The organism is Flavobacterium sp., from assembly GCF_025352425.1.
Classification (GTDB): domain Bacteria; phylum Bacteroidota; class Bacteroidia; order Flavobacteriales; family Flavobacteriaceae; genus Flavobacterium.
On the sequence record NZ_JANXTI010000045.1, the window covers coordinates 20,906 to 46,615 of the forward strand.

Genomic DNA, 25,710 nt, shown 5'->3' on the forward strand with positions numbered 1-25,710 from the left:
ATATGTCTGTTTTAAGCGGTAAAAAAATACTACTTGGTGTTTCCGGAGGAATTGCCGCATATAAAACAGCAACATTAGTTAGACTATTCATAAAAGCAGGTGCGCATGTCCAAGTGATAATGACACCTGCATCTAAGGATTTTGTAACTCCGTTAACCTTATCCACGCTTTCCAAAAACCCGGTTCATTCTACTTTTTTTGATGAAGAAGATGCCAACGCGCAATGGAACAACCATGTTGAATTGGGACTTTGGGCCGATATAATGATTATTGCTCCGGCAACTGCCAATACCTTATCTAAAATGGCAAATGGCAATTGTGACAATCTTTTAATTGCTACCTATTTATCCGCTAAATGTCCAGTCTATTTTGCTCCGGCAATGGATTTGGATATGTATAAACATCCTTCAACGATTTCCAGTTTTTCGCTTTTACACAAATTTGGAAACATAATTATTCCTGCCGAAAGCGGTGAACTTGCCAGCGGTTTATCCGGAGAAGGAAGAATGGCCGAACCAGAAAATATAATAGCTTTCTTGGAAAAGGATTTGGAAAGTAAATTACCATTAAAAGGTAAAAAAATATTGATTACTGCCGGGCCAACCTATGAAGCTATTGATCCCGTTCGGTTTATTGGTAATCATTCTTCAGGAAAAATGGGTTTTGATATTGCGGCAAGCGCGGCAAATCTTGGTGCGGAAGTTACTTTAATTTCGGGACCAACACACTTAAACACAAATAATTCCGTTATTAATTTGATTCGAGTTACTTCTGCAAAAGAAATGTATGATGAATGTCACAACCATTTCAATTCCGTTGATGTTGCTATTTGTGCCGCAGCTGTAGCAGATTACAAACCAAAAGTTTTAGCAGAACAAAAGATTAAAAAATCAGAAGCTACCTTAACAATTGAACTTGAAAAAACGCAGGATATATTGGCTTCTTTGGGAAGAATCAAGCAAAATCAATTTTTAATTGGATTTGCTTTGGAAACAGAAAATGAAATTGAAAATGCTAAGTTGAAGATTCAGAAAAAAAACTTAGATTTGATTGTTCTAAATTCGCTTCAGGATAAAGGTGCGGGTTTTGGGAAACCAACCAATAAAATCACATTTATTGATAAGGATTTTGTGGTTGAACCAATGGAATTGAAATCAAAAGAATTGGTTGCAAACGATATAATGAACAAAGTAATTTCACATTATGAAAAATAAGATTAGTTTTCTTTTATTGCTTTTTGTTGGAGTGGTACAAGCACAACAATTAAACTGTTCAGTTCAGATTAATTCGGATAAAGTTGCAACAACTAACAATCAGATATTCAAAAACTTAAAAACTTCGATAAGTGATTTTGTAAATAAAACCGATTGGACAGGTGATGAATATAAACCAAATGAGAAAATTGAGTGTTCCATGGTTATTATAGTGAATAGCTATGATTCGAACCAATTCTCTGCAACGATACAGGTGCAATCAACAAGACCGGTTTTTAATTCCACCTATTCGTCTCCGGTGTTTAATTATAATGACAAAGATTTTACATTTCGGTATGTTGAATTTGAAAACTTGCAATTTAATCCTTCCAATTTTGATTCAAATTTAGTTTCCGTTTTGGCTTATTACAGTTATATGATTCTTGGTTTTGATGCCGATACTTATTCGTTGATGGGTGGCAATAAAAATTATGAAACTGCACAACAAATACAAACTGTAGCGCAGCAAAGTGGTTATAAAGGGTGGAGTCAATCCGACGGAAATCAAAACAGGTATTTCTTAACCACAGATATTCTTAGTGGAACGTATGATGCTTACAGAGAAGCATTATATCAATACCACAGAGAAGGTTTAGATACTATGAGCACTGATGTAAAAGGCTCAAAAGATAAAATTATTGGGGCAATTACTACACTGTCCAAACTATATGCTGTTCGTCCGAATGCTTTCTTAACCCGAGTGTTTTTTGATGCTAAAGTAGATGAACTGGTTTCTATTTTATCGGGAGGGCCAAAAGTTTCATTAACAGAAACTATAGATAATCTAAATAAATTGTCGCCACTCAACGTAAGTAAATGGCAAACGATTAAGTTATAATTAGTACATTTACTACTTAAACTTTTTCCTCATTTTCTGAATATGATTACATCGTTATCTATTGAAAATTTTGCCCTTATAGAAAAATTAGATATCGATTTTTCGAATGGTTTTTCAATTATTACCGGTGAAACGGGCGCAGGAAAATCGATACTTCTTGGCGCATTGGGTTTGGTTTTAGGAAAGCGAGCCGATTTAACTTCACTTAAGAATAAGGATGAAAAATGTATTGTGGAATCCAATTTTTCTATTGGAAAATACGATTTGAAATCCTTCTTCGAATCTAATGATTTGGATTACGAACAAGAAACAATTATCCGAAGGGAAATTTTGCCTTCCGGAAAATCCAGAGCATTTGTAAATGATAGCCCCGTTAATCTCCAACAACTTCAGGATTTAAGTTTTTATCTCATAGATGTACATTCACAGCACCAGACTTTAGAGCTATCTGAAGAAGAATATCAATTCAAAATCATTGATGCTATTGCCAATAATCAAGAATTACTTATTGAATTTCAATTCGGATTAAAAAAATACCGTTCATCTAAATCGACTTTGGAATCTAGAAAAAATGAATTTTCTGCTGTTTTAAAGGAAAAAGATTATAACGAGTTTTTGTATCAGGAATTGGAATCTGCCAAATTAAAAGAAGGAGAATCAGAAGAATTAGAGCAACAGTATAAGACGTTAAATAATGTTGAATTCATTAAGGAAAATCTGGATAAGCTTTTGGCTGTTGCCAATGAAGATGAATTTGGAATCTTAAAAAACTTAAAAGAATTCAAGGCTACCCTTCAGAAAAATGTGGATTTTTCGACTGATTATCAATCCCTTTTTGAACGTACAAACAGCATTTTAATTGAATTTGATGATATTGTCAAAGAGTTAAACCGAGAGTCAGATTTGGTTTCTAATGATCCTGAAAAACTGGAAGCTATCAATCAAAAACTGCAACTGATATATAACCTACAGAAAAAGCATAACGTTTTAACGATAAAAGAATTAATTCAAATTCAAACGGATTTGGAAAATAAGGTTGTCTCGGTTGCTACTTTAGAAGAAGAAATTGTAACACTTGAAAATAGTATCAAAGATTTTGAATTGCAGTTAGATGCAGTTGCAGATAAAATAAGCCAAAGTAGGAGAGAAGCAATCCCTAATTTGAGCGAGAAACTTATTGTTATTCTGAATCTCTTAGGCATGCCAAATGTGCGATTCAAGATTGATATTATTCCTTCCGACAGTTATCACAATAATGGAAAAGACACGCTTCAGTTTTTATTTTCTGCTAATAAAGGTACCGATTTTGGATTGTTAAAAAAAGTAGCTTCCGGTGGAGAAATGTCCAGAATTATGCTCGCAGTAAAGTCTATTTTGTCCCAATATTCAAAACTTCCAACTATTATATTTGATGAAATTGACACCGGAGTTTCGGGCGAAATAGCCAATAAAATGGGAGAAATCATGAAAGAAATGAGCAAAACGATGCAGGTTTTTGCCATTACACATCTTCCACAGATTGCTGCTAAAGGAAGTAATCATTATAAAGTTTTCAAAACAGTAGTGGGAGAAACTACGGTTTCAGAATTGAAATTATTAAATAGCGATGAAAGAATAATTGAAATTGCCGAGATGCTTTCAGGGAAAGATATTTCTCATTCGGCCATGAATCATGCCAAAGCATTGCTGAATTGAAATGCTAATTTATTACTTTTGTAACTCAAAAAAACTAACATAAAATACATATCATATGATTATAGAACCAAGAATGCGGGGATTTATTTGTTTGACAGCACATCCGGAAGGTTGCGCCCAGAATGTTAAGAATCAAATTGAATATGTAAGATCAAAAGGCCATATAGAAGGTGCTAAAAAAGTATTGGTAATTGGAGCTTCAACTGGATTTGGATTAGCATCAAGAATAACAAGCGCTTTTGGTTCAGATGCCGGCACAATTGGAGTTTTCTTTGAAAAGCCACCATCAGAAGGTAAAACCGCAACTCCGGGTTGGTATAATTCTGCTGCTTTTGAAAAAGAAGCACAAAAGGCCGGATTATATGCTAAGAGTATTAATGGTGATGCTTTTTCAAATGAAGTGAAACAACAAACAATAGATTTGATTAAAGCTGATTTAGGTCAGGTTGATATGGTGATTTACAGCTTAGCTTCACCAGTTCGTATGCATCCTGTTACTGGAGTTTTGCATCGTTCGGTATTAAAACCAATCGGACAAACATTTTCAAATAAAACGGTTGATTTTCATACTGGTTTAGTTTCTCAGGTTACCATTGATCCTGCAAATCAGGAAGATATTGACAATACCGTTGTTGTCATGGGCGGTGAAGATTGGAAGATGTGGATGGACGCTCTTAAAAATGCGGGTGTTTTGGCAAATGGAACCATAGCCATTGCGTATTCTTATATTGGGCCCGAGGTTACAGAAGCAGTTTACCGAAAAGGAACTATTGGCCGAGCCAAAGATGATTTGGAAGCGACAGCTTTCAAAATTACGGACGATTTGAAGGATTTAAGTGGAAGAGCCTATGTATCCGTAAATAAAGCGTTGGTAACACAAGCCAGTTCTGCAATTCCGGTAATTCCATTATATATTTCATTACTTTATAAAATTATGAAAGCGGAAGGCATTCACGAAGGTTGTATTGAACAAATACAAAGATTGTTTGAGCAGCGACTTTATAACGGAAATGGAGTTCCAACTGATGATAAAGGTAGAATCAGAATTGACGATTGGGAAATGCGTGGTGATATTCAAGAAAGAATAAAAGATTTATGGGCAAAAGCTACTTCTGAAAATCTAATTGAAATTGGCGACTTAGCTGGCTATAAGCAAGATTTTCAAAATCTGTTTGGTTTTGGATTTCCAGGAGTTGATTACAATTTAGACACTAACGAAATAGTCAAAATTCCAAGTATGTAATTAATTGTTAACATTTATATTAAAAACTCACAAATTATGCTTGTGAGTTTTTTTATTTATACATACTTTTATGGTTATTAACTTTTAAAACTAAATTTTTATGAAAAAAATTACTTTATTACTGCTAATGTTGGTCAGTTATTCGGGTTTTGCCCAATTTCCCTTGCCTTATTGTGGTCCAATGACATTTACAAGTAATGTTGAACCTATAACGTTAGTGAACTTTGCGGGCATTAATAATTCAACTTCAGCGCTTGTTGGCACTAATAATGGAACAACAATTGTTGCACACGAAGATTACACAACTACAACTGGAAATGTTACAGCTGGTAGTTCTTACCCAATTACTATAAAAGGTAATACAGATGGTAATTATATAACCTATTTAAGAGTCTATGTTGACTGGAATCAAAATAATGATTTTACTGATGCTGGAGAATCTTATGATATTGGAACAATTGCAAACTCTACCGGAGCTGACGCAATTCAATTAGTAGGTAGCATAACAGTTCCCACAACTGCATTAACCGGAAACACTAGAATGAGAGTTATTAAGCGATATGCTGCATACGGAACTTCTTGTCAGACAGGAACAGGTTATGGACAAACGGAAGATTACACTCTCGCAGTTGCCGCTCTTCCTGCTGACTTGCCGGATTATGCTAATTTACAATTTCCTTATACTGCAACAATTAATCAGGGAGGAAGTGTAACCGTTTATGGTCAAGTATATGAAGGAGGGTTAACTGATACAACGTCAGGACAAGCTCCAGGAATTCAAGCTTGGGTTGGATATGGTACCACTGACGCCAATCCAAATACTTTTACAACTTGGATTCCAGCTACTTTTAATGTTGAAGTAGGAAATAATGATGAATATCAAGCTAATCTTGGTAATGGTTTAGCTGTTGGAACTTATTACTATGCTACGAGATTTCAACTTAATGGTGGTGGTTATGTTTATGGAGCAACTAATTTTGGTTTTTGGAATGGAACTGATAAAGTTAATGGTGTTTTAACTGTTAATCCTCCTCCTCCTCCGGCGAACGATGAATGCGCTGCTGCAATCGCATTAACAGTTAATCCTGATTATGCCTGTGGTACTGTAACATCTGGAACTACTCTTGGAGGAACTCAATCATTGGCAGCTACACCTTGTTTTGGAAATCCTGATGATGATGTTTGGTTTAGTTTTGTAGCAACTGCAACAAGTCATAGAATTGTTTTGTCAAATGTAGTGGCAGTAGGAGGGACTGGTACTAGTACTGATGCCTATATGCAAGTATTATCCGGAGTATGTGGTTCTCAAACTTCAGTTTTATGTAGTGATCCGGACACTGGTACTGCTACAGGTTTAACAATTGGGGGTACTTATTATGTTAGAGTATATACTTATGGTACAACTAATAACATTACGTTTAATCTTTGTGTCGGAACTCCACCACCGGCTCCTGCTAATGACGAATGTTCAGCCGCTATTCCATTAACTGCTGGAGGAATTTATTCAGATCATTTAACCGATGGAACTACTTCATCTGCAACGACTTCTTCACAAACTGCTCCAACAACATGTTTTGGTTTTGTAGGCGGAGATGTTTGGTTTAGTGTAACTGTTCCAGCAAGTGGAAGTATAACAATTGAAACGGGTAATTCAACTACCGGAGCAACAGGTCTTGATACAGTTGTTACAGCTTATTCAGGTGATTGTTCAAGTTTAATCCAAGTTGGATGTGATGATGATAGTGCTGCCACTGGTGCTTATTCTCTATTACCTCTTACAGGTCTAACTCCAGGTTCAATACTTTTGTTGAGAGTTTATGAATATAATAATGATAACGATGGAGGATTTGCTATTTCAGCTTATGATGGCTCTCTAGGAAACGGTTTATTTGATAATGCTAATTTTGCCTATTATCCAAATCCAGTAAAAAACATTTTTAATTTATCTTATAACCAGGAAATTTCAAGCGTAGACGTGTTTAATTTGTTAGGACAAAAAGTGAGTTCAAATGCTGTTAATGCTAACACGGCTCAAATAGATATGTCTAACTTATCGAATGGAGCTTACATGGTTAAAGTGACATCAAATAACCTAGTTAAAACTATTAAAGTTATTAAAGAATAGTTTGTAATAAATGTATAGATAGAACCACCTAATTTTTAGGTGGTTTTTCTTTTGTATAAAACTTATCTTTGTTAAAATTTATACAATGTTTTCAATTATTATTCCAGTTTATAATAGGTCCGATGAAATTAAAGAGCTTTTAGAAAGTCTTCTTATTTCTGATTATAACAAAGAATATGAAATTGTAATCGTGGAAGATGGATCTACGTATAGCTGTGAAGCCGAAGTTGAAAAGTTTAAAACGAAACTCAATATTGCCTATTATTTCAAAGAAAACTCTGGTCCGGGAGATTCCAGAAATTATGGGATGAAAGTTGCCAAAGGAAATTACTTTATTATCTTCGATTCTGATTGTATTATCCCAAGGCATTATCTCAACGAGGTCGAAAATGAATTAACAACACATCATGTTGATTGTTTTGGTGGTCCAGATGCGGCTTTAGATTCTTTTTCAGACATTCAAAAAGCAATAAACTTTGCAATGACATCTTTCTTAACAACAGGAGGAATTCGAGGCGGTTCAGAGAAGCTGAACAAGTTCCAACCCAGAAGTTTTAACATGGGAATTTCTAAAAAAGCCTTTGAAGATTCTCAAGGTTTTGGTAATATCCATCCGGGAGAAGATCCGGATTTGACTATCAGATTATGGAAGTTAGGTTATGAAACAAGACTTTTCCCTAAAGCATTCGTTTATCACAAACGCAGGATTGACTGGGATAAATTTTCTATACAGGTGAATAAATTTGGTAAAGCCCGACCAATTTTAAATAGTTGGTATCCAGAATACAGCAAACTGACGTTTTTCCTTCCTACGCTATTTGTAATAGGGATTTACATAGCGATTATCTTTTTAGCCTTTGGGTTTAATTTTCCCATTTTATGTTATTTATTTTATTTTCTGCTAATTTTTATAACCGCTGCAATTGAAAACAAAAATTTTACGATTGGTTTTCTTTCTGTAATTGCGGTTTCAAAACAATTTTTTGGATACGGAAAGGGATTTTTAGTATCATATCTAAAAGTGATTATACTAAAACAAAAGCCGGAAAGCGCATTTCCCGAATTGTTTTTTAACGTAAAAATATGACCAAAATAATTGGATTAACAGGCGGAATTGGAAGCGGAAAAACAATGGTGGCGGAGTACATAAAATCGCTTGGAATTCCGGTATACATCGCTGATGATGAAGCACGAGAATTAATGACTACTGATAAAGTTGTTAAAGCAATAAGCACAGAATTCGGTAAAGAAGTTTTAGACAAAGGAAGACTTCTTCGGGATAAACTGGCTCAAATTGTTTTTAATAATCCCGAAAAATTACAAAAACTAAATAGCATCGTTCATCCGGAAGTTAAAAAACACTTCGATGACTGGGTTAAAAAATATACCAATTACCCTTTTGTTGTCAAGGAAGCGGCTATTTTATTCGAATCCGGAAGCAATAAATATTGTGATGCCGTTATTACGATTACTTCTCCAAAGGAAACTCGACTTCAACGAGTCATCGCACGTGATAAAACCGATAGAGAATCTGTTATTAAAAGAATGCAAAACCAATGGACTGATGAACAAAGGGTTGCTAAAAGCGATTATGTAATTAACAATATATCAATTGAAGCAACCAAAAAGCGAGTTGATGAAATTTTCAAATTATTGAAAAATCATTAATATATGAGCAAGATGTTAATGTTTGGTTAATGTATTTATTGTATAAATGTTAAAATGTTAAATTTGTATAATGAATAAATTGTTTTTCCGCTTACTTGTTATCTTAATGAGTTTATCCTTAATAGGTATAATTCTTGTTCAGGTTTACTGGTTTGACAAGTCGTTTGAAAATAATGAAGAACAATTCAAATATCATGTCAAACAAGTTCTTGGGAATGTTGCTGATAAATTACAAAAGCAGGAGAAGTTTACTTATGCAGAGATGTACAATCATCTGAAGGATAGCATTGGAAAAGCCCCGCAAAAAAGCGATTTTTTAGAATTTGGTTACTATCAGCGTGATTCTCGGACTAATGAAATGATAGTTTATTCAAATAGTATTATTTCGGAAGACTACGGTATACCGGCAACGTTCTTTGATAAAAAATTAGATAGTGTACGACTCAAAAATTTCACTGCAAAGCGAAAGACTGAGATTTACAATGGTAACATTGATAATTCCTTAAAACAATCTGTTACGCCGGATGTTAAAATGGAAAAATCAGGTCGGATGGATTTGCTTGATAATGCGGAATTTGAAATTTTCTACAAAGATATTGCTGCCGTAAAGCCAATTCAAGAAAGAGTTTCAAATGAAATGATGCAAAAAGTGTTAAATGAAGAACTCAATGAATATGGAGTCAAAACGCCTTTTGAATTCAATGTTTACAGTAATGGCCTGGCAACAAAAATAAAATCGGAAGGTTTTAAATATGACAAACCATCAACGTATTCAATACCAGTGTTTATTGATAATGACGGGAATAACAAGTACAAATTGCTATTAACGTTTCCGCAAAAAAAGAAATTTTTGTTCTCTGAATTAATTGGAATTTGCATCTTATCAATCATTTTTACGCTTATTATAATAATTGCATATACAAGTGCATTAAACCAATTGATAAAGCAAAGACAAATTTCTGAAATAAAAACTGATTTCATTAATAATATGACGCACGAATTTAAAACGCCGATTGCTACAATAAATTTGGCTTTGGATGCAATTCGAAATCCAAAGGTAATCGACGATAAAGAAAAAGTGCTTCGGTATCTAGAAATGATAAAAGATGAAAATAAGCGTATGCATGCCCAAGTTGAAAATGTTCTACGTATTTCCAAATTGGAGAAAAAAGAATTAGACATAAATAAAGAATCTAACAATATTCACGAGATAATTGAAGATGCTATTGAACATGTGAATTTAATTATGGAAGATAGAAACGGAACAATAACAACACATTTTGATGCAACTCGAACCTCGGTTTTGTTAAACGATGTTCACTTTACCAATGTAATTGTTAATATTTTGGATAATGCAATCAAATATTCGCCTAATGAACCGGTAATAGGCATTCAAACTGAAAATGTAAAGGATTTTATCATTATTAAAATTAAAGATCAAGGTTCCGGAATGTCAAAAACAGCTCAAAAAAGAATATTTGAAAAATTCTATCGTGAGCATACAGGTGATTTGCATAACGTAAAAGGTCACGGTTTAGGTTTGTCTTACGTTAAAAGAATTGTTGAGGATCACAACAGCGAAATATTTGTAGAAAGTGAAAAAGGAAAAGGAAGCACATTTGTAATTAAAGTTCCACTCATAAATTAAAATAAAAAACAACTATGGAAAATAACAAAAAAATACTTCTCGTGGAAGATGATCAAAACTTCGGAATAGTTTTGAGAGAATTCCTGTCATTAAATGATTTTGAAGTAACATTGGCCAAAAACGGCATGGAAGGTTTCGAGAAATTTAAAAAAGACAATTTCGATTTGTGTATTTTAGATGTCATGATGCCATACAAAGACGGATATACTTTGGCAAAAGAAATAAGAGAAAAAAACAAAGATGTCCCTTTGATTTTTCTTACCGCGAAATCAATGAAGGAAGATGTATTAAAAGGTTACAAAGTTGGTGCTGATGATTATCTAAACAAACCATTCGACTCGGATGTGTTGTTAATGAAAGTAAAGGCAATCATTCAAAGAAAAGCAGCGGAAAATAAAAATGAACCAGCTAAATTTGAATTCCAAATTGGAAATTTTCTTTTGAACTCAAAACTTCGTTACTTGAAATTACGTAATGACGAACCAATCAAATTATCCCCAAAAGAATCCGAATTATTAAAAATGATGGCTACTTATGAAAATGATTTGATGCCAAGGGAATTAGCATTGACAAAAATTTGGAGAGAAAATAATTACTTCACCTCAAGAAGTATGGACGTTTACATTGCCAAACTACGTAAATATCTTAAGGAAGATCCAACGGTAGAAATCCTAAATATTCATGGCGAAGGTTTTAGATTAGTTGTAAAAAAATAAGCAATTGGCTTCAGGAAACTGGAGCCATTCTTATTTCCAATTTAGTTGTAAAGCAAAACACGTTTTATCAGCAAAACTTACCGTAAAAATCATTGGGCTTTCTGAGTTGCTGCTTTCAATCGAAATAGTTTCATTATGAGAAACTTCTTTTAGATAATTCATTTCAAAACTTTCCAAACCTTTATTTAAAAGAAGTTTTGGTTCGACATAATCCAAACACCATTCTAAATATTTCACACTGTTAGCATGATTTACAATGTCTAAGTCAGAAAGATAAATGGTCTTTTCTGTTACAAATGATTTGTCAATCGTAGTGTCAATTTTAGAAAATTGAATTTCAGTTGCTTTATCGTCTGGATACTTTACAAAATGTTCATGTGGCAAAGCCAAGTTTTCCGGGCGACGCGTTTGTGTATTAAATACCGCCCAAAAGGTTTCGCAACCTGCAATTTTTTCGTTACCAATATACAATTCCAAACAACGTATCGAACGCGAGTTTTCCAACGAATTAATCCATGTTTTTACAGTTATGATATCTCTCCATTTTGGCAATCGCTTTATCTCAACCCGCATTCTGCTTAAAACCCAGGCTTGATGATGAAGTTGCATGTCACTAAAACTAATTCCACCTAATTCGGCATGAACGGCGGCCGTTAACTGTAAAATATTACACAAATCTGTATATTTCAAGTAACCATTCGGGTAACATTGCAGAAAATTAATTTCCCAATCTTTGCTTAATATAGAAGTGAAGTTTGTCGCTATTGCCATTCAAAAAATTATTTAGTTCCCAAATCGAATTCCAATACTCAATTGCAATTGATTTGCTTTTGAAAAAAAAGATTTGTATTCTGGTGCTGTTTCTACATTAAATGTATTGGTTATGTAATTAATTCCACTAAAAACATAAATTGTTCTTCCAATTTTATAATCTAAAATACCACCAATCCTGATTTCATTCCCATTTTGATTGCCAAACCTGGAATTTCTACTTCCTAAATCTAATGTAGCCGATCCATAGCCGATATTGGGAGTAACTAGTAGCTTGTTATTTATTTTGTATTCATAGCTAATCAAAACATAAGCACTCGTATATTTTGAAGTGCTTAAATTGGCAATAACCTGTTTATTTGTTATTTCATAGGTTACAAAATCAAAACCAAATCCTGCCTTAAAATTTCGATAATCCAAAAGGTTCATTTGGGCTGAAAATCCTAATTTTGGTTTATGCGCCTTGGCAAGCGCAGTATTTCCAAACTGAATTGGGTAAAGCATGTGAAATCGGGCATTTACCTTAAAATCTAATTGAGGTTTTGGAGTTTTAGTTTCGTCCTGAGCAAAAGCAATGCCTGAATAAATGAGCAATAAAAGACATATATTATTTTTCATGAGGCTAGTAGTTTATGGAATAATTCAAAGGATTGGTTCCGATTGTTAGATCAACAATGTACTCGGTTTCAACATTTGTCTGCATATTCAAGACAGTATATTTCAATTGGAAGGACTGATTCTTTTTAATTAAAATTTCATATGGTAAAATATTAAAATCAGTATCATAATTAAAATTATATAGCTCCTGATCCATATAGTATATTCCGTTAACGCTTACTTTTAAGGCAGTATAAGGACTTGAATGATTGTAAGTTAATACTAAAGGAGCGGTTTCATCAGCTTTTAAGAGATAGTCATTTTGATAAATGAATTTGTAGTTTTCAAAATCTGATTTATGAATATTTAAAACTTCTTTTTGCAGATAAGAAGCATCATCATTATAAACTTTAAGGTTAATACCTAAATCATCTTTTGGAGCAGGAAAAACCAATGTTATACTTCCGTTTTGATTTGTTTTTCCTTTAGAGATTAATGCACTGGAGTAAGCGTTACCAACACTAATCTCTACATGGCTGTTGGTTAAAGGTTCTCCATTAGAATTTAAAACCACTGTTTGAAACACTAATCTGGTTTCGCCATCATACTGAATACCTTCACAAGAAATTACTGAAGATATAAAAAAGAGCAAGAGTAATTTTTTACTAATAATTTTAAGATTGTTTTTTTGGTATTCGTAACTCGAGCCTAATAAACGAACTGACGAAGTAATCTGTGATTTCATAAATATTTTCTTTATGGATGCATTATTTGAATAGGGTTGCGTTGCAATAACTTTTACAACAATGAATTAATGTACCCAATTATTTTGGCTTTATCTGTTAAATAATCAAACCATTTCACATCTTCCGTTCGCTTGAACCAAGTCAATTGCCGTTTTGAAAACCGACGTGTGTTTTTCTTTATTTCTTCGATGGCAAAATCTAAAGTTATCTTTCCTTCAAAACAGTCAAACAATTCCCGATAACCCACAGTTTGCAATGCATTTAACTGCCTATTTGGAAACAAACCTTCGGCTTCTTTCACCAAGCCTAGTTTCATCATAATGTCTACACGCCGATTAATTCGGTCGTACATAATTTTCCTTTCTGCTTCCAGCCCAATAATAATAGGAGTGAAGTGGCGCTTAGTTTTATTTTGATTAAGAAAGGAGGAATAAGGTTTTCCGGTGCCAATGCAGACTTCAATAAAGCGCTTCATTCGCTGCGGATTTTGCAATGTCTGTGGATTTTCAACAGTTAAAACATTGTAATAATCAGTGTCCAATTCTTTTAACTTATTTTGCAGGTAATCAACTCCAAATCGCTCAAAATCAATGTTTATATTTTCTCTAACTGAATTTTCAATTTCCGGAAAATCATCAAATCCTTTCAGAATAGCATCCACATACAAACCGGACCCGCCAACCATTATCTGGATGTTATTTTTTAGGAATAATTTATCTAGTTTTGGAATAGCTTCTTTTTCAAAATCACCAACAGTATAATTTTCCAAAATTGATTTGTTTTGAATAAAATGGTGTGGAGCCGACGCTAATTCATTATCCGTTGGAACAGCAGTTCCAATGCGCATTTCCTTAAAAAACTGACGGCTGTCGCACGAAACAATATCACAATCAAAATGTTTTGCTAACGCAATGCTCAGCGATGTTTTGCCAATTGCTGTAGGACCAATAATTGTGATTAGGTAATTCAAGATTATTTATTTGAACTCATTATTTTTATCGAATTCCTTCAGTAAAAGATAATTCGCATTTTTCATTGCCTTAATTAAGGTGTTTTCCTCGCCTAAAAGTCCTAGTGACTTTTTGAAAATACCACTAGACTCATAAGTCAAATCATATTCCGGAACCGTGTATTTCATATTTGCCTTCATCTCAGTTGTAGACAATGTGAAAATCCAAAAAATGCGATCCAGGGTTGCTTCAATATGAATTTCGGAATCATTACTTTTTTGATATAGCTCCCGATATTGCATGTTTAAGTGTGTTTCTTCCGCTAATTTTTCGATCGATTTTGCAAAACACCTGCGTGCGTTGGGCCGCTTTGGTATTTGTCCGCCGGTAGGTCCAATCATTTCAATTTCGATGGAGTTTGGCTGATTCAATGTAAAAATTATTGTCCGTTCCTTACAAAAACTTTCACTAAATGTGTTGGTATAGGTCTTTTGTGAAGAAGAACATCCCAATAAAATAATGACAAGAGCAAAGATGATTAGGGTTTTTTTCATTGAAATTGATTTAGTTTATAATATCAAATAATTAAAATTTCAAGATTTTAAACACTTTATTTTTACGAAGGTATGTCTGGATAATAGTTCTCGTGTCACGGTTATTCTGCATCGGAATAATAATGTTTTTCAGGATTTCGATATTGTTAATCTGATAATTCAATTCATAAAAACAATATCCTTTATAAATCCCGTTTTCAATCAAAACAGCGCAACGTTCATCAACCGTTCTTCCTCTATCAATAATGACCATATTGTCATTTTCGAATTTCATTTCCTGAATGAACTCGTGAACGCGCTCGTTATATAATTCGGGCAATTCCTTACCTAAACATGCGCCTTTACATTCGTTTATCTTATACTGAAAACAACCGTTCTTAGTTTCATATAAGCCATTTATTTTTTGACATAAATTATGTTTTTCCGTAATTTTCAACAACGAATTTTTGCCTTCTTGTATAGAAGTAAAGGAAGTAATCTCTTTTTTTCGGCCATCAGCTTTTTGAACTTTTAAAGCCAAAAAACCATTTTCATCCTTTTCGGAATATAATGCCCATTCAAAAATAGTCTTGCGTTGCGACCTGTTATAAACCGGTTTGTTGATTTTAACTTCTTCACTTTCTTTTAAAAGCGCAACCAATTCACTTCCGGTAACTTCATAGGTAACGGCAAAAACTTCACGCTGGATTTTTTTGCTTTTTCCTGATGTTCCGGTGAAATGCTGATTAATACGCTTTTTGATATTCCGGCTTTTGCCGATGTATATTAAATCACCTTTCTCATTATGAATGTAATAAATACCCGTTTTATTTGGTAAACTCTCTACTATGTCTAATAATTTCGGAGTCAGACCCGATTTAATTTCCGCCTTAATTAAACTGATCAAAATTTCTTTTTCAGTGTCTTTTGCCAAAATCATTTTAAATAATTTCACAGTTGCCAAGGCATCACCGCTGGCGCGATGTCTATCTGTTACGGGAATTCCAAGTGCCCGAACCAATTTTCCTAAACTATAGGAAAGTTGTCCCGGAATTAATTTCTGTGCCAATTCAACCGTGCAAAGCGTTGGTTTTATGTAATCATAACCCAATCGACTAAATTCTGTTCTCAGGATTCTATAGTCAAACGAAGCATTATGGGCAACGACGATGCAATCTTCTGTAATTTCGATGACACGTTTGGCTATTTCATAAAACTTTGGTGCCGAACGCAGCATCGCGTTGTTTATTCCTGTTAGCTTTACCACAAAGGGTTGAATCGGTTTTTCAGGATTTACCAAACTGATGAATTGGTCTACAATTTCGTGGCCGTCAAATTTATAGATAGCAATTTCGGTAATGCCTTCTTCATTAAATTGTCCTCCGGTGGTTTCTATGTCGAGTATTGCGTACAAAAGTCTTTTATCTGTTTTCTAATTTTATCTTCCTCCAAATATACTACTTCCAATTCGAACCATTGTACTTCCATATTCAATAGCTATTTTGTAATCGCCGGACATTCCCATTGAAAGCGTTGTGAGTTGTTTATGTTTATCAAAAATTGATTTCAGATTCAGGAATTCTTTCTTGATTTGCTCGTGATTCTCCGTATATGTTGCCATTCCCATTAAGCCAATGACTTTTATGTTTTGCATTCCGTTTTTGCCATTCTGAACGAAGTGAAGAATCTCATTCAATTCATTTTCATCCAAACCAAATTTTGTTTCTTCTTCTGCAATATAAATTTGAAGTAAGCAGTCAATAACCCTATTGTGTTTCGCAGCCTGTTTATTGATTTTTTGCAATAAATCCAAACTGTCAACTCCATGAATTAAACTCACATATTCCGACATGTATTTGACCTTATTGGTTTGCACATGACCAATCATATGCCATTGAATATCCTTTGGCATTTCTTCCCATTTCTCGGACATTTCCTGAATTTTGTTTTCGCCAAAAATGCGTTGTCCTGCATTGTAAGCTTCCATTAAATCGGAAACCGGTTTGGTTTTTGAAACCGCTACTAAAGTAACAGAAGAAGGAAGAGAAAATTTTATTTGAAGTAAGTTGTCCTTGATTGACATTTTTAATTTCTTATTACAATTCATAAACCATCAATCCGCTGCGGAACTTTGGTTCGATATAAGTACTTTTTGGAGGCATAATCAAATTGTTATCTGCCAAAGCTTTGATTTCTGAAATATCGGATGGAAATAACATAAAACCGACTTCAAATTCGCCTTCGTCAACCAATTCCTTTATGGTTGAAATAGATTGTTTTCCCGGAATGTATTCAATGCGTTCGTCGTTTCGCAAATCTTCTATTCCAAGCATTGGTTTCAGTACCTTATCATATAAAATCTGCGCGTCAAGATTTTCTAATATTGAAGGTTGTTTATTTTGCTTCGCCTGTTCGCTAACGCTCGAGCCCTGCTTGTAAAACAAAGCATAAAAATGTCCGTCAAGATACATTCCAAATTCAAATTTGCTTTGGGGTTTCCACAATTCCAGTTCCTTGTCCTTGATGATGAAATTTTTGGCCAACTTTTCCAGAAAATCTTCTTTGCTAAAACCATTCAAATCCCTTATAATTCTATTGTATTCGTAGATTTTCACATTGCTTTCCGCAATCAGGAAACTCATGAAATAGTTTAGGTTTTGGTTTCCAAGATGCTTGTCTTCATCGTATAATAATTCTGCGGAGGCCGAGCGGTGATGGCCATCGGCAATATATAATTCCGGAATTTCTTCAAACTGATTTTGCAACCATTGAATTTCCTCATCAGTTTCGATTTTCCAAAGCTGATGTTTTTCTTTATTTGTAGTGGAATAATCGTAAATCGGGTTGCTTTTTTTCTTCTCGATAATCCAGGAATTCAGGATTTCGTTATCAGGATAAGTAATCAAAACAGGTTCCGTATTAAAACCTGTCTGATGCAAATAATCCTTGAAATATTCCACACGATATTGCAATGTGTCTTCGTGCTTTTTGATGATATTGTTTTTATAATCTTCAATCGAAGTTCCGGCAACAAAGCCAGTGAAAGTCTGGACTTTATTCTGAATTTCATATAAAAAGAAAACGGCTTTGTCTTCTTCCATAAAAATACCTTCTTCTTTAAAATCCTGATATTTATGGGCAACTCCTTTAAAACGTTTGTCCAAAGTGATTTTTTGCGAATGCATATAAGCAGGATTGATGACGTGCAAAAAAGAATACGGATTAAAACTCAACCAAGCAGCAAGCTCAGCCGAACTATAATCGTCATAATTTCTGCAAGTTACCAGCGCTACTTTATCTGGCGTAGGACGAACCGCTTTAAAAGGGATTATTTTGCTCATGTTACTTAACCACGAAGGTCACTAAAGTTTTTCACGGGGAGCACGAAGGGTTTTGTGTGCTTAGTGCCTTCTTCGTGTTCTTTGGGGTTAATTTTATTTAAATTGGGTTGAAACTTTCTCAGCCTTTTTGCTTTCTGAATAATCATAAAAACCTTCTCCTGATTTTACTCCCTTTTTTCCAGCCATGACCATATTCACCAAGAGTGGGCAAGGAGCATACTTTGGATTTTTGAATCCGTCGTACATTACGTTTAAAATCGAAAGGCAAACGTCCAATCCAATGAAATCTGCTAATTGCAATGGTCCCATTGGATGCGCCATTCCAAGCTTCATCACGGTATCAATTTCATAAACTCCTGCAACGCCATTATATAAAGTTTCGATTGCTTCGTTTATCATTGGCATCAGGATTCTATTAGCAACAAAGCCCGGATAATCATTTACTTCGGTTGGTGTTTTTCCTAATTTAACTGATAAGTTCATAATGATTTTAGTCACTTCCTCTGATGTCGAATAACCACGAATGATTTCTACCAATTTCATAATCGGCACCGGATTCATAAAGTGCATTCCTATTACGCGTTCCGGATGCACAACCTGTGCTGCAATTTGTGTAATAGAAATCGAAGACGTATTGGTTGCTAAAATTACATTATGCTCACAAACATCGCTTAATTGCTTGAAGATTTGAAGTTTTAAATCCACGTTTTCTGTAGCTGCTTCTATAACCAAATCTGTTCCAACAACGCCATCTTTTATATCTGTATAGGTAATTATATTTGCAATTGTTTTGTGTTTGTCCACATCGGTTATAGTGCCTTTGCTTACCATTCTGTCAAGGTTTGAGGCAATAGTCGCCATTCCTTTTTCCAATGATTTTTCAGAAACATCAATTAATTTTACGGTAAAACCGCTTTGTGCGAAAGTGTGGGCAATTCCGTTGCCCATGGTTCCTGCGCCTATTACAGCAATTGTTTTCATTATTTTGGTTTTAATTTATAACCGCAAATTCGCAAATTAAACGTTTCAATTTGCGAATTTGCGGTTTAACTTTTATTTTTCATTCATGGAGTCGATAATCATGTAAGCCACGCGCAACGCTTCTGTTCCATCTTCTAACGTTACAATTGGAGTAGTGTTGTTATTTATGGCATCAGCAAAAGTTTCCAATTCATCAAGAATCGCATTGTTATGGCTAACTTCAGGATTGTTGAAATAAATCTGTTTACGGTCGCCTTCTGCATTTTGTAAAATCATATCAAAATCGCCCGGAGTTTCCGGAGCTTCTTTCATTTTTACTACTTCGCAGGTTTTGTCTAAATAATCTACAGAGATGTAAGCGTCTTTTTGAAAGAAACGGGATTTACGCATATTTTTCATCGAAATTCGGCTCGAAGTAATATTAGCCACACAACCATTCTCAAATTCAATTCGGGCATTAGCAATATCTGGTGACTGACTCAAAACCGAAACGCCACTTGCATGAACGAATTTTACTTTTGATTTTACTACACTCAAAATGGCATCAATATCGTGTATCATTAAATCCAAAACCACGGGAACATCAGTACCTCGCGGATTGAATTCCGCCAAACGATGCGTTTCGATAAACATTGGAGTTTCAATCATATCTTTCACCGCAGTAAACGCTGGATTAAAACGCTCAACATGTCCAACTTGTCCTTTGATATTGTATTCTTTGGACAAAGCAATAATTTCTTCGGCTTCTTCCACTGTTGTGGATATAGGTTTTTCTATAAAAACGTGTTTACCGGATTTGATAGAAACCTTGGCACATTTGTAATGTGAAAGAGTAGGAGTAACAATGTCTACAACATCTACAGCATGGATTAATTTGGCAATAGTATCAAATTGTTTGTATCCAAATTCGGCTTCGATTTTGGCTCCGTTTTCGTGATTTTCATCATAAAAACCAACGAGTTCATACTTTTCAGATTGTTGCAATAAACGCAAGTGTATTTTTCCGAGGTGACCGGCACCTAAAACGCCAACTTTAAGCATAGGAATAAATTTTATCAAAAGTAGCATTTTAGTTTAAAGTTTAAAAGAAAAGTTTACTATACCTGAGAGGTTTTAAAAACCTGTCAGGTGTAGCGATGTTTATTTGTTTTTTGAAATTTAAAAGTTATTTTTACGCAATAAACTATTACCCGAATTGAAAGATACCAGCAAACATCAAGGACTTCGAAATCAATTAGCCAAACTATTAGAAACGAAAGGAATCACCAATAAAACCGTGTTAGATGCCATTCGTAAAATTCCAAGGCATTTGTTTTTAGATTCCAGTTTTGAAGATTTTGCTTATCAGGACAAAGCCTTTCCAATCGGTGCCGGACAAACCATTTCACAGCCTTATACGGTTGCGTTTCAAAGTCAGTTATTGGAGGTAAAAAAGGAACATAAAATTCTTGAAATTGGAACAGGTTCAGGTTATCAAACCGCAGTTCTTGTTGCAATGGGAGCAAAAGTTTATTCTGTTGAAAGGCAAAACGAATTGTTCAAAACCACTTTGGCATTATTACCAAAATTAGGAATCCGTCCAAAACATTTGTCATTTGGTGATGGTTATAAAGGATTGCCAAATCATGCGCCATTCGACAGTATTATTGTTACGGCTGGTGCACCAATCATTCCAAAACCATTAATGGCTCAGTTAAAAATAGGAGGTAGGTTAGTAATTCCATTAGGAAAAGAGGAACAAATTATGACTTTGTTAATCCGTAAAAACGAAACCCAATTTGAAAAACATGAGTTTGGTGATTTTAGATTTGTACCTTTATTAGAAAATAAAAACTAATTATGAAAAGACTTCTACTTTTTTGCCTCCTGCCATTACTTAGCTTTTCACAAGGATACACTTCTTATTTTACAGGAAATGCAACTAACATTACCACAACACCGGAATTTGGTGTTTGCATGATGGGCGGAGCAACAGAAAACGATAATGCCATGCGATGGTTATTGCAAAAGGCTAATGGTGGAGATGTTGTCGTCTTGCGTTCTACAGGAAGTAATGGCTACAATGATTATTTATATTCTGGATTGGGTGCAACTGTTAATTCAGTAGAAACCCTAGTAATTACATCTGTTGCCGGTGCAACAAATCCGTATGTTTTGAACAAGATTGCCAATGCTGAAATGATTTGGTTTGCTGGTGGTAATCAATGGGATTATATTTCTTATTTTAAGAATAACGCGTTAGAAGATTTACTCAATCAACATATTAATGTAAAACATGCGCCAATTGGCGGAACAAGTGCCGGAATGGCAATTCTCGGAGGGTATTATTTCACAGCACAAAATGGTAGTGTAACTTCTGCTCAGGCAATGAACAACCCTTATGCATCAAATGTTACAATTGACGGCTTTACCGGAACGCCAAATAGAGATTTTTTAAATGTCCCTTTTTTAGGAAACGTAATAACCGATACACACTACGACAACCCCGACAGAAGAGGTCGTCATACCGCTTTTATTGCAAGGATTATGACAGATTACAGTCCATCAGCTTACGGAATAGCGTGTAACGAATATGTTGCTGTCTGCGTTGGTACTGACGGAATTGCACACGTGTATGGAGATTATCCAAATTATCAGGAGTTTGCTTATTTTATTGGTCCGAATTGCTTTTGGGGTGTGCCGGATCCATACTGTACGCCTGGGCAGCCCTTGTCGTGGAACTCAATAATGGCTTATAAAGTTCCCGGCACAATGAATGGTACCAACTATTTTGACCTTACAAATGGTTGGAATTATTCACCAAATCCTCAACTATCAGGTGGAAGCTGGGAAACCTGGAATGTCAACAACGGTGTTTTTTCTACAGTTTCCGGTGGTGGCCCAAGTACAACTTGTCTGCTGGCCGTGGGAGAAAATGAATTAGAAAAATTTACTGCTTTGCCAAATCCGTTTTCAGATTACATCCGTTTAGAAAATGCTGAAAATTCAAAAGTTGAAATCTATGATAGCTTAGGCAAAAGAGTTTTTGTTGTTGAAAATTTAATTTCAGGCACTATAACTACTTCGAATTTTTCTAATGGATTGTACTTTGTAAAAATTCAAAAAGACGGAAAGTTTGTCACCAAAAAAATTGTTAAGAACTAAAACGATTTCTTAATTCGGTCCAAATCACGCTTCGTATCTTGTTCTTTTAGGCTTTCACGTTTATCATAGGTTTTCTTTCCTCTACAAAGACCAATATCTAATTTGGCCAATCCTTTTTCATTGGTAAAAAGCTTCAAGGGAATAATAGTCAGTCCCTTGGTGTCAAATGCTTTCTCGAGTTTTCGTAATTCTCTTTTATTTAATAAAAGTTTACGCTCGCTTTTTGCCTTGTGATTGAATTGATTTCCGTAAAGATATTCATCAATTTGAGTATTGATGGCAAATAACTCTCCGCTATGAAATTCGCAAAAACCTTCAGTAATATTAGCCTTTCCTAAACGAATAGATTTTATCTCCGTCCCCGTTAAAACTATGCCGGCCGTATAGCTTTCAATTATTTCATAATCAAACTTGGCGCGCTTATTTAATATGTTTATTGTCTTTAACATGGAAGGACAAATGTAATGTAAAATCAAGTTTCTTGAAAATTATATAATTAATTATAAAATCATTACATTAGTTGAGTCAAACAAATTAAAACCAACTAATTATGCCAAAAAGAATACTCTCATTACTTCTTTTAACATTGATTCTATCATGTGCAAAAGAAGATTCTCCGGACAATAAATCCATAGTAATCCCCGAAAATCAAAAAACACCTTTAACACCTGCTCAAATTAATTCGAAAATTGATGAGGCAATGAATTCGAAAGGTACTTTCAATTGGCGTGATGCCGATTCGCATTTGCTGTGGAGCGCTGTAGTCAATGGGAACAATGTTGTCACCATAGGTTTTGGTAATTCAAAAGCTAATTTCGAAAGAGCTAAAACGTCCAACAGTATTAAAATTCAAAATGAATTGCTGTCAATTATTACAAAGTATGAGGACACAACTTTAGACAAGGCTTTACTTTCAGCTGATCCGGATTTGAATTTAATTGATGTCCTTATTTCTAAGCAGGAAACTATTATTGCATTGCGGGAATCCAAATACATTAGATATCTCGAGCCTGGAGATTATAAATACATAGCGGTCCGGGATGCACAATACCGTTCAGGGGTGGGAGCAAACTCGAGCGTTGGTACAAGTTCAGGTTGTGGCTATGAGTCAGAAGTTTTAGCTGCAGCAGATTACACAACGGTAACGCCAAATGCAAAAGCGCCTTGGACATTTTATCAGCATAATATTCCAAATGCATGGACGGTAAGCACGGGAAGAGGTATAACCATTGGAATCATTGATACCGGAGTTTCACCAAACCAATCGCTCTTGGGTGCTAATTTCAATAACGGATTTTCAACAGGAAGAACGATTCAAAAAAATGGTGTTTATGTCGACTCTATTTGGCCGTGGAGCACCACCACTGATGGTGTAAATGATTTATGCGGACACGGAACCAGCATGGCTTCGGTTGCTACTGCACCAAGAAACGATAGGGGATTACCTGTTGGAGTCGCCTATAATGCTAATTTGGTTACGTATCGCGCCGCTTATAATGTTGTTCTTGACGGTTATCAGGAGCAGGAAGGCGTGAAAAAAGCGTTCACCGCATTAGGAAATAATGCTAATGTTAGAATAATATCCATGTCGATGGGTTATGTTTTCTCCGTTGGAAAAATTGAAGATGCTATCAAATTTGCGTACGGAAAGGGAAAATTAATCTTTTGCGCTGCGGGAACATCAACAAGTTTTACCACTTTTGCGGGTGTAATTTTCCCTGCATGGATGCCTGAAACGGTTGCAGTAACCGGTGTTAAAGAAGGTGCAACTTTCCAAGCTTGCGACGTTTGTCATACCGGAAGTAAAGTTGATTTTACTGTGGTGATGCAAAGAGCTACTTCCGGAAATACCGTTCCTGTAGATAGTTATTATGAAAACCAAACCGATTACGTTGGCGGTTCTTCCGTCGCTACGGCAACAACTGCAGGTATTGCTGCCTTAGTCTGGTCTAAAAATCCATTTTGGACAAGAGATCAGGTGTTAGCAAAAATGAAAGAATCGGCAAGTTTGTATCCAAACAAAAGCAATGAATATGGCTATGGAAACATAAATGCTTTTTTAGCTGTTCAATAACAAATACATTCTTATAATGAAAAACCATCTCAATTTTCGGGGTGGTTTTTTCATGATGGATAAGTGCTTTTATTTTTTTCCTGATTTAACTGCAAAAACAAGTTCAAATTTAGGTACTTTCCCTTATTCTGTATGAACTGAACCCCAGTTTGTAACCTGCACCTCCTCACTTTGTAATTGAAAAGGCTTATTGTATAGATGTGAAAGTTTATAAATTAAGTGCTAATTTTACATCATGCAAAACAATACTTCTAAAGATCCGCTTCACGGAATTACACTTCAAAAAATAGTGGAAGATTTAGTTTCCTTTTATGGATTTGATACCTTAGGCGAATTGATAAACATAAAATGTTTTAAGGATAACCCAAGTGTAAAATCAAGTCTGACATTCCTTAGAAAAACAGATTGGGCACGAAAAAAAGTAGAAGAAATATACATCAGAACTTTACCAAAGCTCAGCAACTAATCATTTTTTCCAATTCCTTTTTAGTAAAGAATAAATAACCGTATCTATAAATTTTCCTTCCCATAACCCGTTTTCAAGAATATGAGCTTCCTTCACAAAACAATTTTTTTGTAAAACCCTTTCAGAAGCAATATTCTCAGGATCAATAATAGCTTCAATAGAGTGGAGGTTCATTTGCTCAAAACCATAAGCTACCACCGCTTTTATCGCTTCTGACATATATCCTTTCCCATTAAATTCTGGGGCCGACATATACCCAATCTCAGCACGATGATTCTCGGGTGAAATTTTATAATGACCAATAATTCCAATGATTTTTGATTCGCCCTTTATTGTAATTCCCCAATTAATTCCTGTATTGTCGACAATTTTATCTTCAATCATAGCAATATGCGCCAAAGCATCTTCAATAGTTTTTGCCAAAGGCCGGGGAATATATTTCATGATATCCGGATTACTGCGAAGGGATAAAACTTCGGCAGCATCATCGTTATTTAAACGGCGCAACAGCAATCGTTCGGTTTCTATGTTTTGGAAAGGATGAAAATTTATTGTAAGCATGGCTTTTTTTGTAAAATTATAAAATTTAGATTGGAAATGGAAAAGGTGAGTGCTTTTAAAAGTTAAAAAAATTAATTAATTTACATTAATTATAGGAAAATTACTTATATAAAATATAAATATGTGTATTTAATCGATTATATTTGTACTTTAAACGTTAAAAAGTGTAAAATTGTCTAACCAAATCAAACAATACGTTCTGTCAATTATTAATATCTATAAAGTGTTTGCCCCACATCTACTTTATTAAAAACTTAACCTACTACTATGAAAGCAAAAATGTTTAGAGCATTGTTGCCGTTAGCAATCGTGTTCACTGTGGTATCTTGTTCTTCTGATTCTTCAGAAGGTTCTTCAACT

At 34.6% G+C, this 25,710-nt stretch carries 25 protein-coding genes; 13 read left to right on the forward strand and 12 right to left on the reverse strand.

The window, feature by feature from the left end; all coding sequences use genetic code 11:
* Positions 1-2: 2 nt before the first annotated feature.
* The 9 genes from coaBC to Q0Q99_RS06505 all read left to right on the forward strand — a co-directional run bounded on the left by coaBC (position 3) and on the right by Q0Q99_RS06505 (position 11,186).
* Positions 3-1,214 (forward strand): bifunctional phosphopantothenoylcysteine decarboxylase/phosphopantothenate--cysteine ligase CoaBC, encoded by a 1,212-nt coding sequence (gene coaBC, locus Q0Q99_RS06465; protein WP_293893178.1) that lies wholly within the window; start codon positions 3-5, stop codon positions 1,212-1,214.
* Entirely contained in the window at positions 1,204-2,091 is an 888-nt protein-coding gene (locus tag Q0Q99_RS06470) for a DUF4835 family protein (protein ID WP_293893180.1), read from the forward strand. The genes coaBC and Q0Q99_RS06470 overlap by 11 nt, the downstream gene beginning before the upstream one ends.
* A 42-nt stretch (positions 2,092-2,133) precedes the next feature.
* Positions 2,134-3,786 carry a DNA repair protein RecN gene (gene recN / locus Q0Q99_RS06475; protein WP_293893182.1) on the forward strand — a complete coding sequence of 551 codons (1,653 nt, stop codon included), beginning with the start codon at positions 2,134-2,136 and terminating at the stop codon, positions 3,784-3,786.
* A 55-nt stretch (positions 3,787-3,841) separates the two neighbouring features.
* Positions 3,842-5,029 (forward strand): enoyl-ACP reductase FabV, encoded by a 1,188-nt coding sequence (gene fabV / locus Q0Q99_RS06480; RefSeq protein ID WP_293893184.1) that lies wholly within the window; start codon positions 3,842-3,844, stop codon positions 5,027-5,029.
* A gap of 100 nt (positions 5,030-5,129) precedes the next feature.
* The gene (locus tag Q0Q99_RS06485) at positions 5,130-7,154 is read left to right on the forward strand and encodes a T9SS type A sorting domain-containing protein (protein ID WP_293893186.1); all 2,025 of its coding nucleotides are present in this window, start codon (positions 5,130-5,132) and stop codon (positions 7,152-7,154) included.
* 85 nt (positions 7,155-7,239) lie between these two features.
* Positions 7,240-8,241, forward strand: a complete 1,002-nt coding sequence (locus tag Q0Q99_RS06490; protein WP_293893189.1) for a glycosyltransferase — start codon at positions 7,240-7,242, stop codon at positions 8,239-8,241.
* Positions 8,238-8,822 (forward strand): dephospho-CoA kinase, encoded by a 585-nt coding sequence (gene coaE / locus Q0Q99_RS06495; RefSeq protein ID WP_293893192.1) that lies wholly within the window; start codon positions 8,238-8,240, stop codon positions 8,820-8,822. The genes Q0Q99_RS06490 and coaE overlap by 4 nt, the downstream gene beginning before the upstream one ends.
* 70 nt (positions 8,823-8,892) lie before the next feature.
* Positions 8,893-10,470 (forward strand): HAMP domain-containing sensor histidine kinase, encoded by a 1,578-nt coding sequence (locus tag Q0Q99_RS06500; protein ID WP_293893195.1) that lies wholly within the window; start codon positions 8,893-8,895, stop codon positions 10,468-10,470.
* Between the two features lie 14 nt (positions 10,471-10,484).
* Entirely contained in the window at positions 10,485-11,186 is a 702-nt protein-coding gene (locus Q0Q99_RS06505; protein WP_293893198.1) for a response regulator transcription factor, read from the forward strand.
* Positions 11,187-11,216: 30 nt separating this feature from the next.
* Here the strand turns inward: Q0Q99_RS06505 and Q0Q99_RS06510 are convergent, their stop codons facing one another.
* The 10 genes from Q0Q99_RS06510 to Q0Q99_RS06555 form a co-directional block, all read right to left on the reverse strand.
* Positions 11,217-11,957, reverse strand: coding sequence for an acyl-ACP thioesterase domain-containing protein (locus Q0Q99_RS06510; protein ID WP_293893201.1), 741 nt, complete (start codon positions 11,955-11,957; stop codon positions 11,217-11,219).
* 12 nt (positions 11,958-11,969) lie between these two features.
* Positions 11,970-12,575: an outer membrane beta-barrel protein gene (locus Q0Q99_RS06515; protein ID WP_293893204.1), complete on the reverse strand. Its 606-nt coding sequence runs from the start codon at positions 12,573-12,575 to the stop codon at positions 11,970-11,972.
* A 4-nt stretch (positions 12,576-12,579) separates the two neighbouring features.
* Positions 12,580-13,299, reverse strand: coding sequence for a hypothetical protein (locus tag Q0Q99_RS06520; protein ID WP_293893207.1), 720 nt, complete (start codon positions 13,297-13,299; stop codon positions 12,580-12,582).
* Positions 13,300-13,352: 53 nt separating this feature from the next.
* Positions 13,353-14,270: a tRNA (adenosine(37)-N6)-dimethylallyltransferase MiaA gene (gene miaA / locus Q0Q99_RS06525; RefSeq protein ID WP_293893210.1), complete on the reverse strand. Its 918-nt coding sequence runs from the start codon at positions 14,268-14,270 to the stop codon at positions 13,353-13,355.
* Between the two features lie 6 nt (positions 14,271-14,276).
* Positions 14,277-14,804: a hypothetical protein gene (locus tag Q0Q99_RS06530; protein WP_293893213.1), complete on the reverse strand. Its 528-nt coding sequence runs from the start codon at positions 14,802-14,804 to the stop codon at positions 14,277-14,279.
* A gap of 31 nt (positions 14,805-14,835) precedes the next feature.
* Positions 14,836-16,197, reverse strand: a complete 1,362-nt coding sequence (locus Q0Q99_RS06535; RefSeq protein WP_293893215.1) for an exonuclease domain-containing protein — start codon at positions 16,195-16,197, stop codon at positions 14,836-14,838.
* A gap of 24 nt (positions 16,198-16,221) precedes the next feature.
* A complete protein-coding gene (locus Q0Q99_RS06540) occupies positions 16,222-16,866 on the reverse strand; it encodes a YggS family pyridoxal phosphate-dependent enzyme (RefSeq protein WP_293893218.1) in 645 nt (214 codons plus the stop codon).
* A 13-nt stretch (positions 16,867-16,879) separates the two neighbouring features.
* On the reverse strand, positions 16,880-18,124 hold the full coding sequence (locus Q0Q99_RS06545; RefSeq protein WP_293893221.1) for a DUF1015 domain-containing protein: 1,245 nt from the start codon (positions 18,122-18,124) through the stop codon (positions 16,880-16,882).
* Positions 18,125-18,217: 93 nt separating this feature from the next.
* Positions 18,218-19,105 carry a 3-hydroxyacyl-CoA dehydrogenase NAD-binding domain-containing protein gene (locus Q0Q99_RS06550; RefSeq protein ID WP_293893224.1) on the reverse strand — a complete coding sequence of 296 codons (888 nt, stop codon included), beginning with the start codon at positions 19,103-19,105 and terminating at the stop codon, positions 18,218-18,220.
* 72 nt (positions 19,106-19,177) lie between these two features.
* Positions 19,178-20,146, reverse strand: a complete 969-nt coding sequence (locus Q0Q99_RS06555; RefSeq protein ID WP_293893227.1) for a Gfo/Idh/MocA family oxidoreductase — start codon at positions 20,144-20,146, stop codon at positions 19,178-19,180.
* A 154-nt stretch (positions 20,147-20,300) separates the two neighbouring features.
* On the opposite strand from Q0Q99_RS06555, the gene Q0Q99_RS06560 reads away from it, so the two are divergent.
* Both Q0Q99_RS06560 and Q0Q99_RS06565 read left to right on the forward strand, forming a co-directional pair.
* Complete coding sequence (locus Q0Q99_RS06560) at positions 20,301-20,942, forward strand: protein-L-isoaspartate(D-aspartate) O-methyltransferase (RefSeq protein WP_293893230.1); 642 nt, start codon at positions 20,301-20,303, stop codon at positions 20,940-20,942.
* 2 nt (positions 20,943-20,944) lie between these two features.
* Positions 20,945-22,249, forward strand: coding sequence for a T9SS type A sorting domain-containing protein (locus tag Q0Q99_RS06565; protein WP_293893233.1), 1,305 nt, complete (start codon positions 20,945-20,947; stop codon positions 22,247-22,249).
* Here the strand turns inward: Q0Q99_RS06565 and smpB are convergent.
* Positions 22,246-22,698, reverse strand: a complete 453-nt coding sequence (gene smpB, locus Q0Q99_RS06570) for an SsrA-binding protein SmpB (RefSeq protein WP_293893236.1) — start codon at positions 22,696-22,698, stop codon at positions 22,246-22,248. The two genes, Q0Q99_RS06565 and smpB, sit on opposite strands and share 4 nt — an antisense overlap.
* Before the next feature lie 101 nt (positions 22,699-22,799).
* On the opposite strand from smpB, the gene Q0Q99_RS06575 reads away from it, so the two are divergent.
* Both Q0Q99_RS06575 and Q0Q99_RS06580 read left to right on the forward strand, forming a co-directional pair.
* Positions 22,800-24,323, forward strand: a complete 1,524-nt coding sequence (locus tag Q0Q99_RS06575) for a S8/S53 family peptidase (RefSeq protein ID WP_293893239.1) — start codon at positions 22,800-22,802, stop codon at positions 24,321-24,323.
* 235 nt (positions 24,324-24,558) lie between these two features.
* On the forward strand, positions 24,559-24,789 hold the full coding sequence (locus Q0Q99_RS06580) for a VF530 family protein (protein WP_293893242.1): 231 nt from the start codon (positions 24,559-24,561) through the stop codon (positions 24,787-24,789).
* On the opposite strand, the gene Q0Q99_RS06585 is transcribed toward Q0Q99_RS06580, so the two are convergent.
* The gene (locus Q0Q99_RS06585; RefSeq protein ID WP_293893244.1) at positions 24,790-25,350 is read right to left on the reverse strand and encodes a GNAT family N-acetyltransferase; all 561 of its coding nucleotides are present in this window, start codon (positions 25,348-25,350) and stop codon (positions 24,790-24,792) included.
* Between the last annotated feature and the right edge of the window lie 360 nt (positions 25,351-25,710).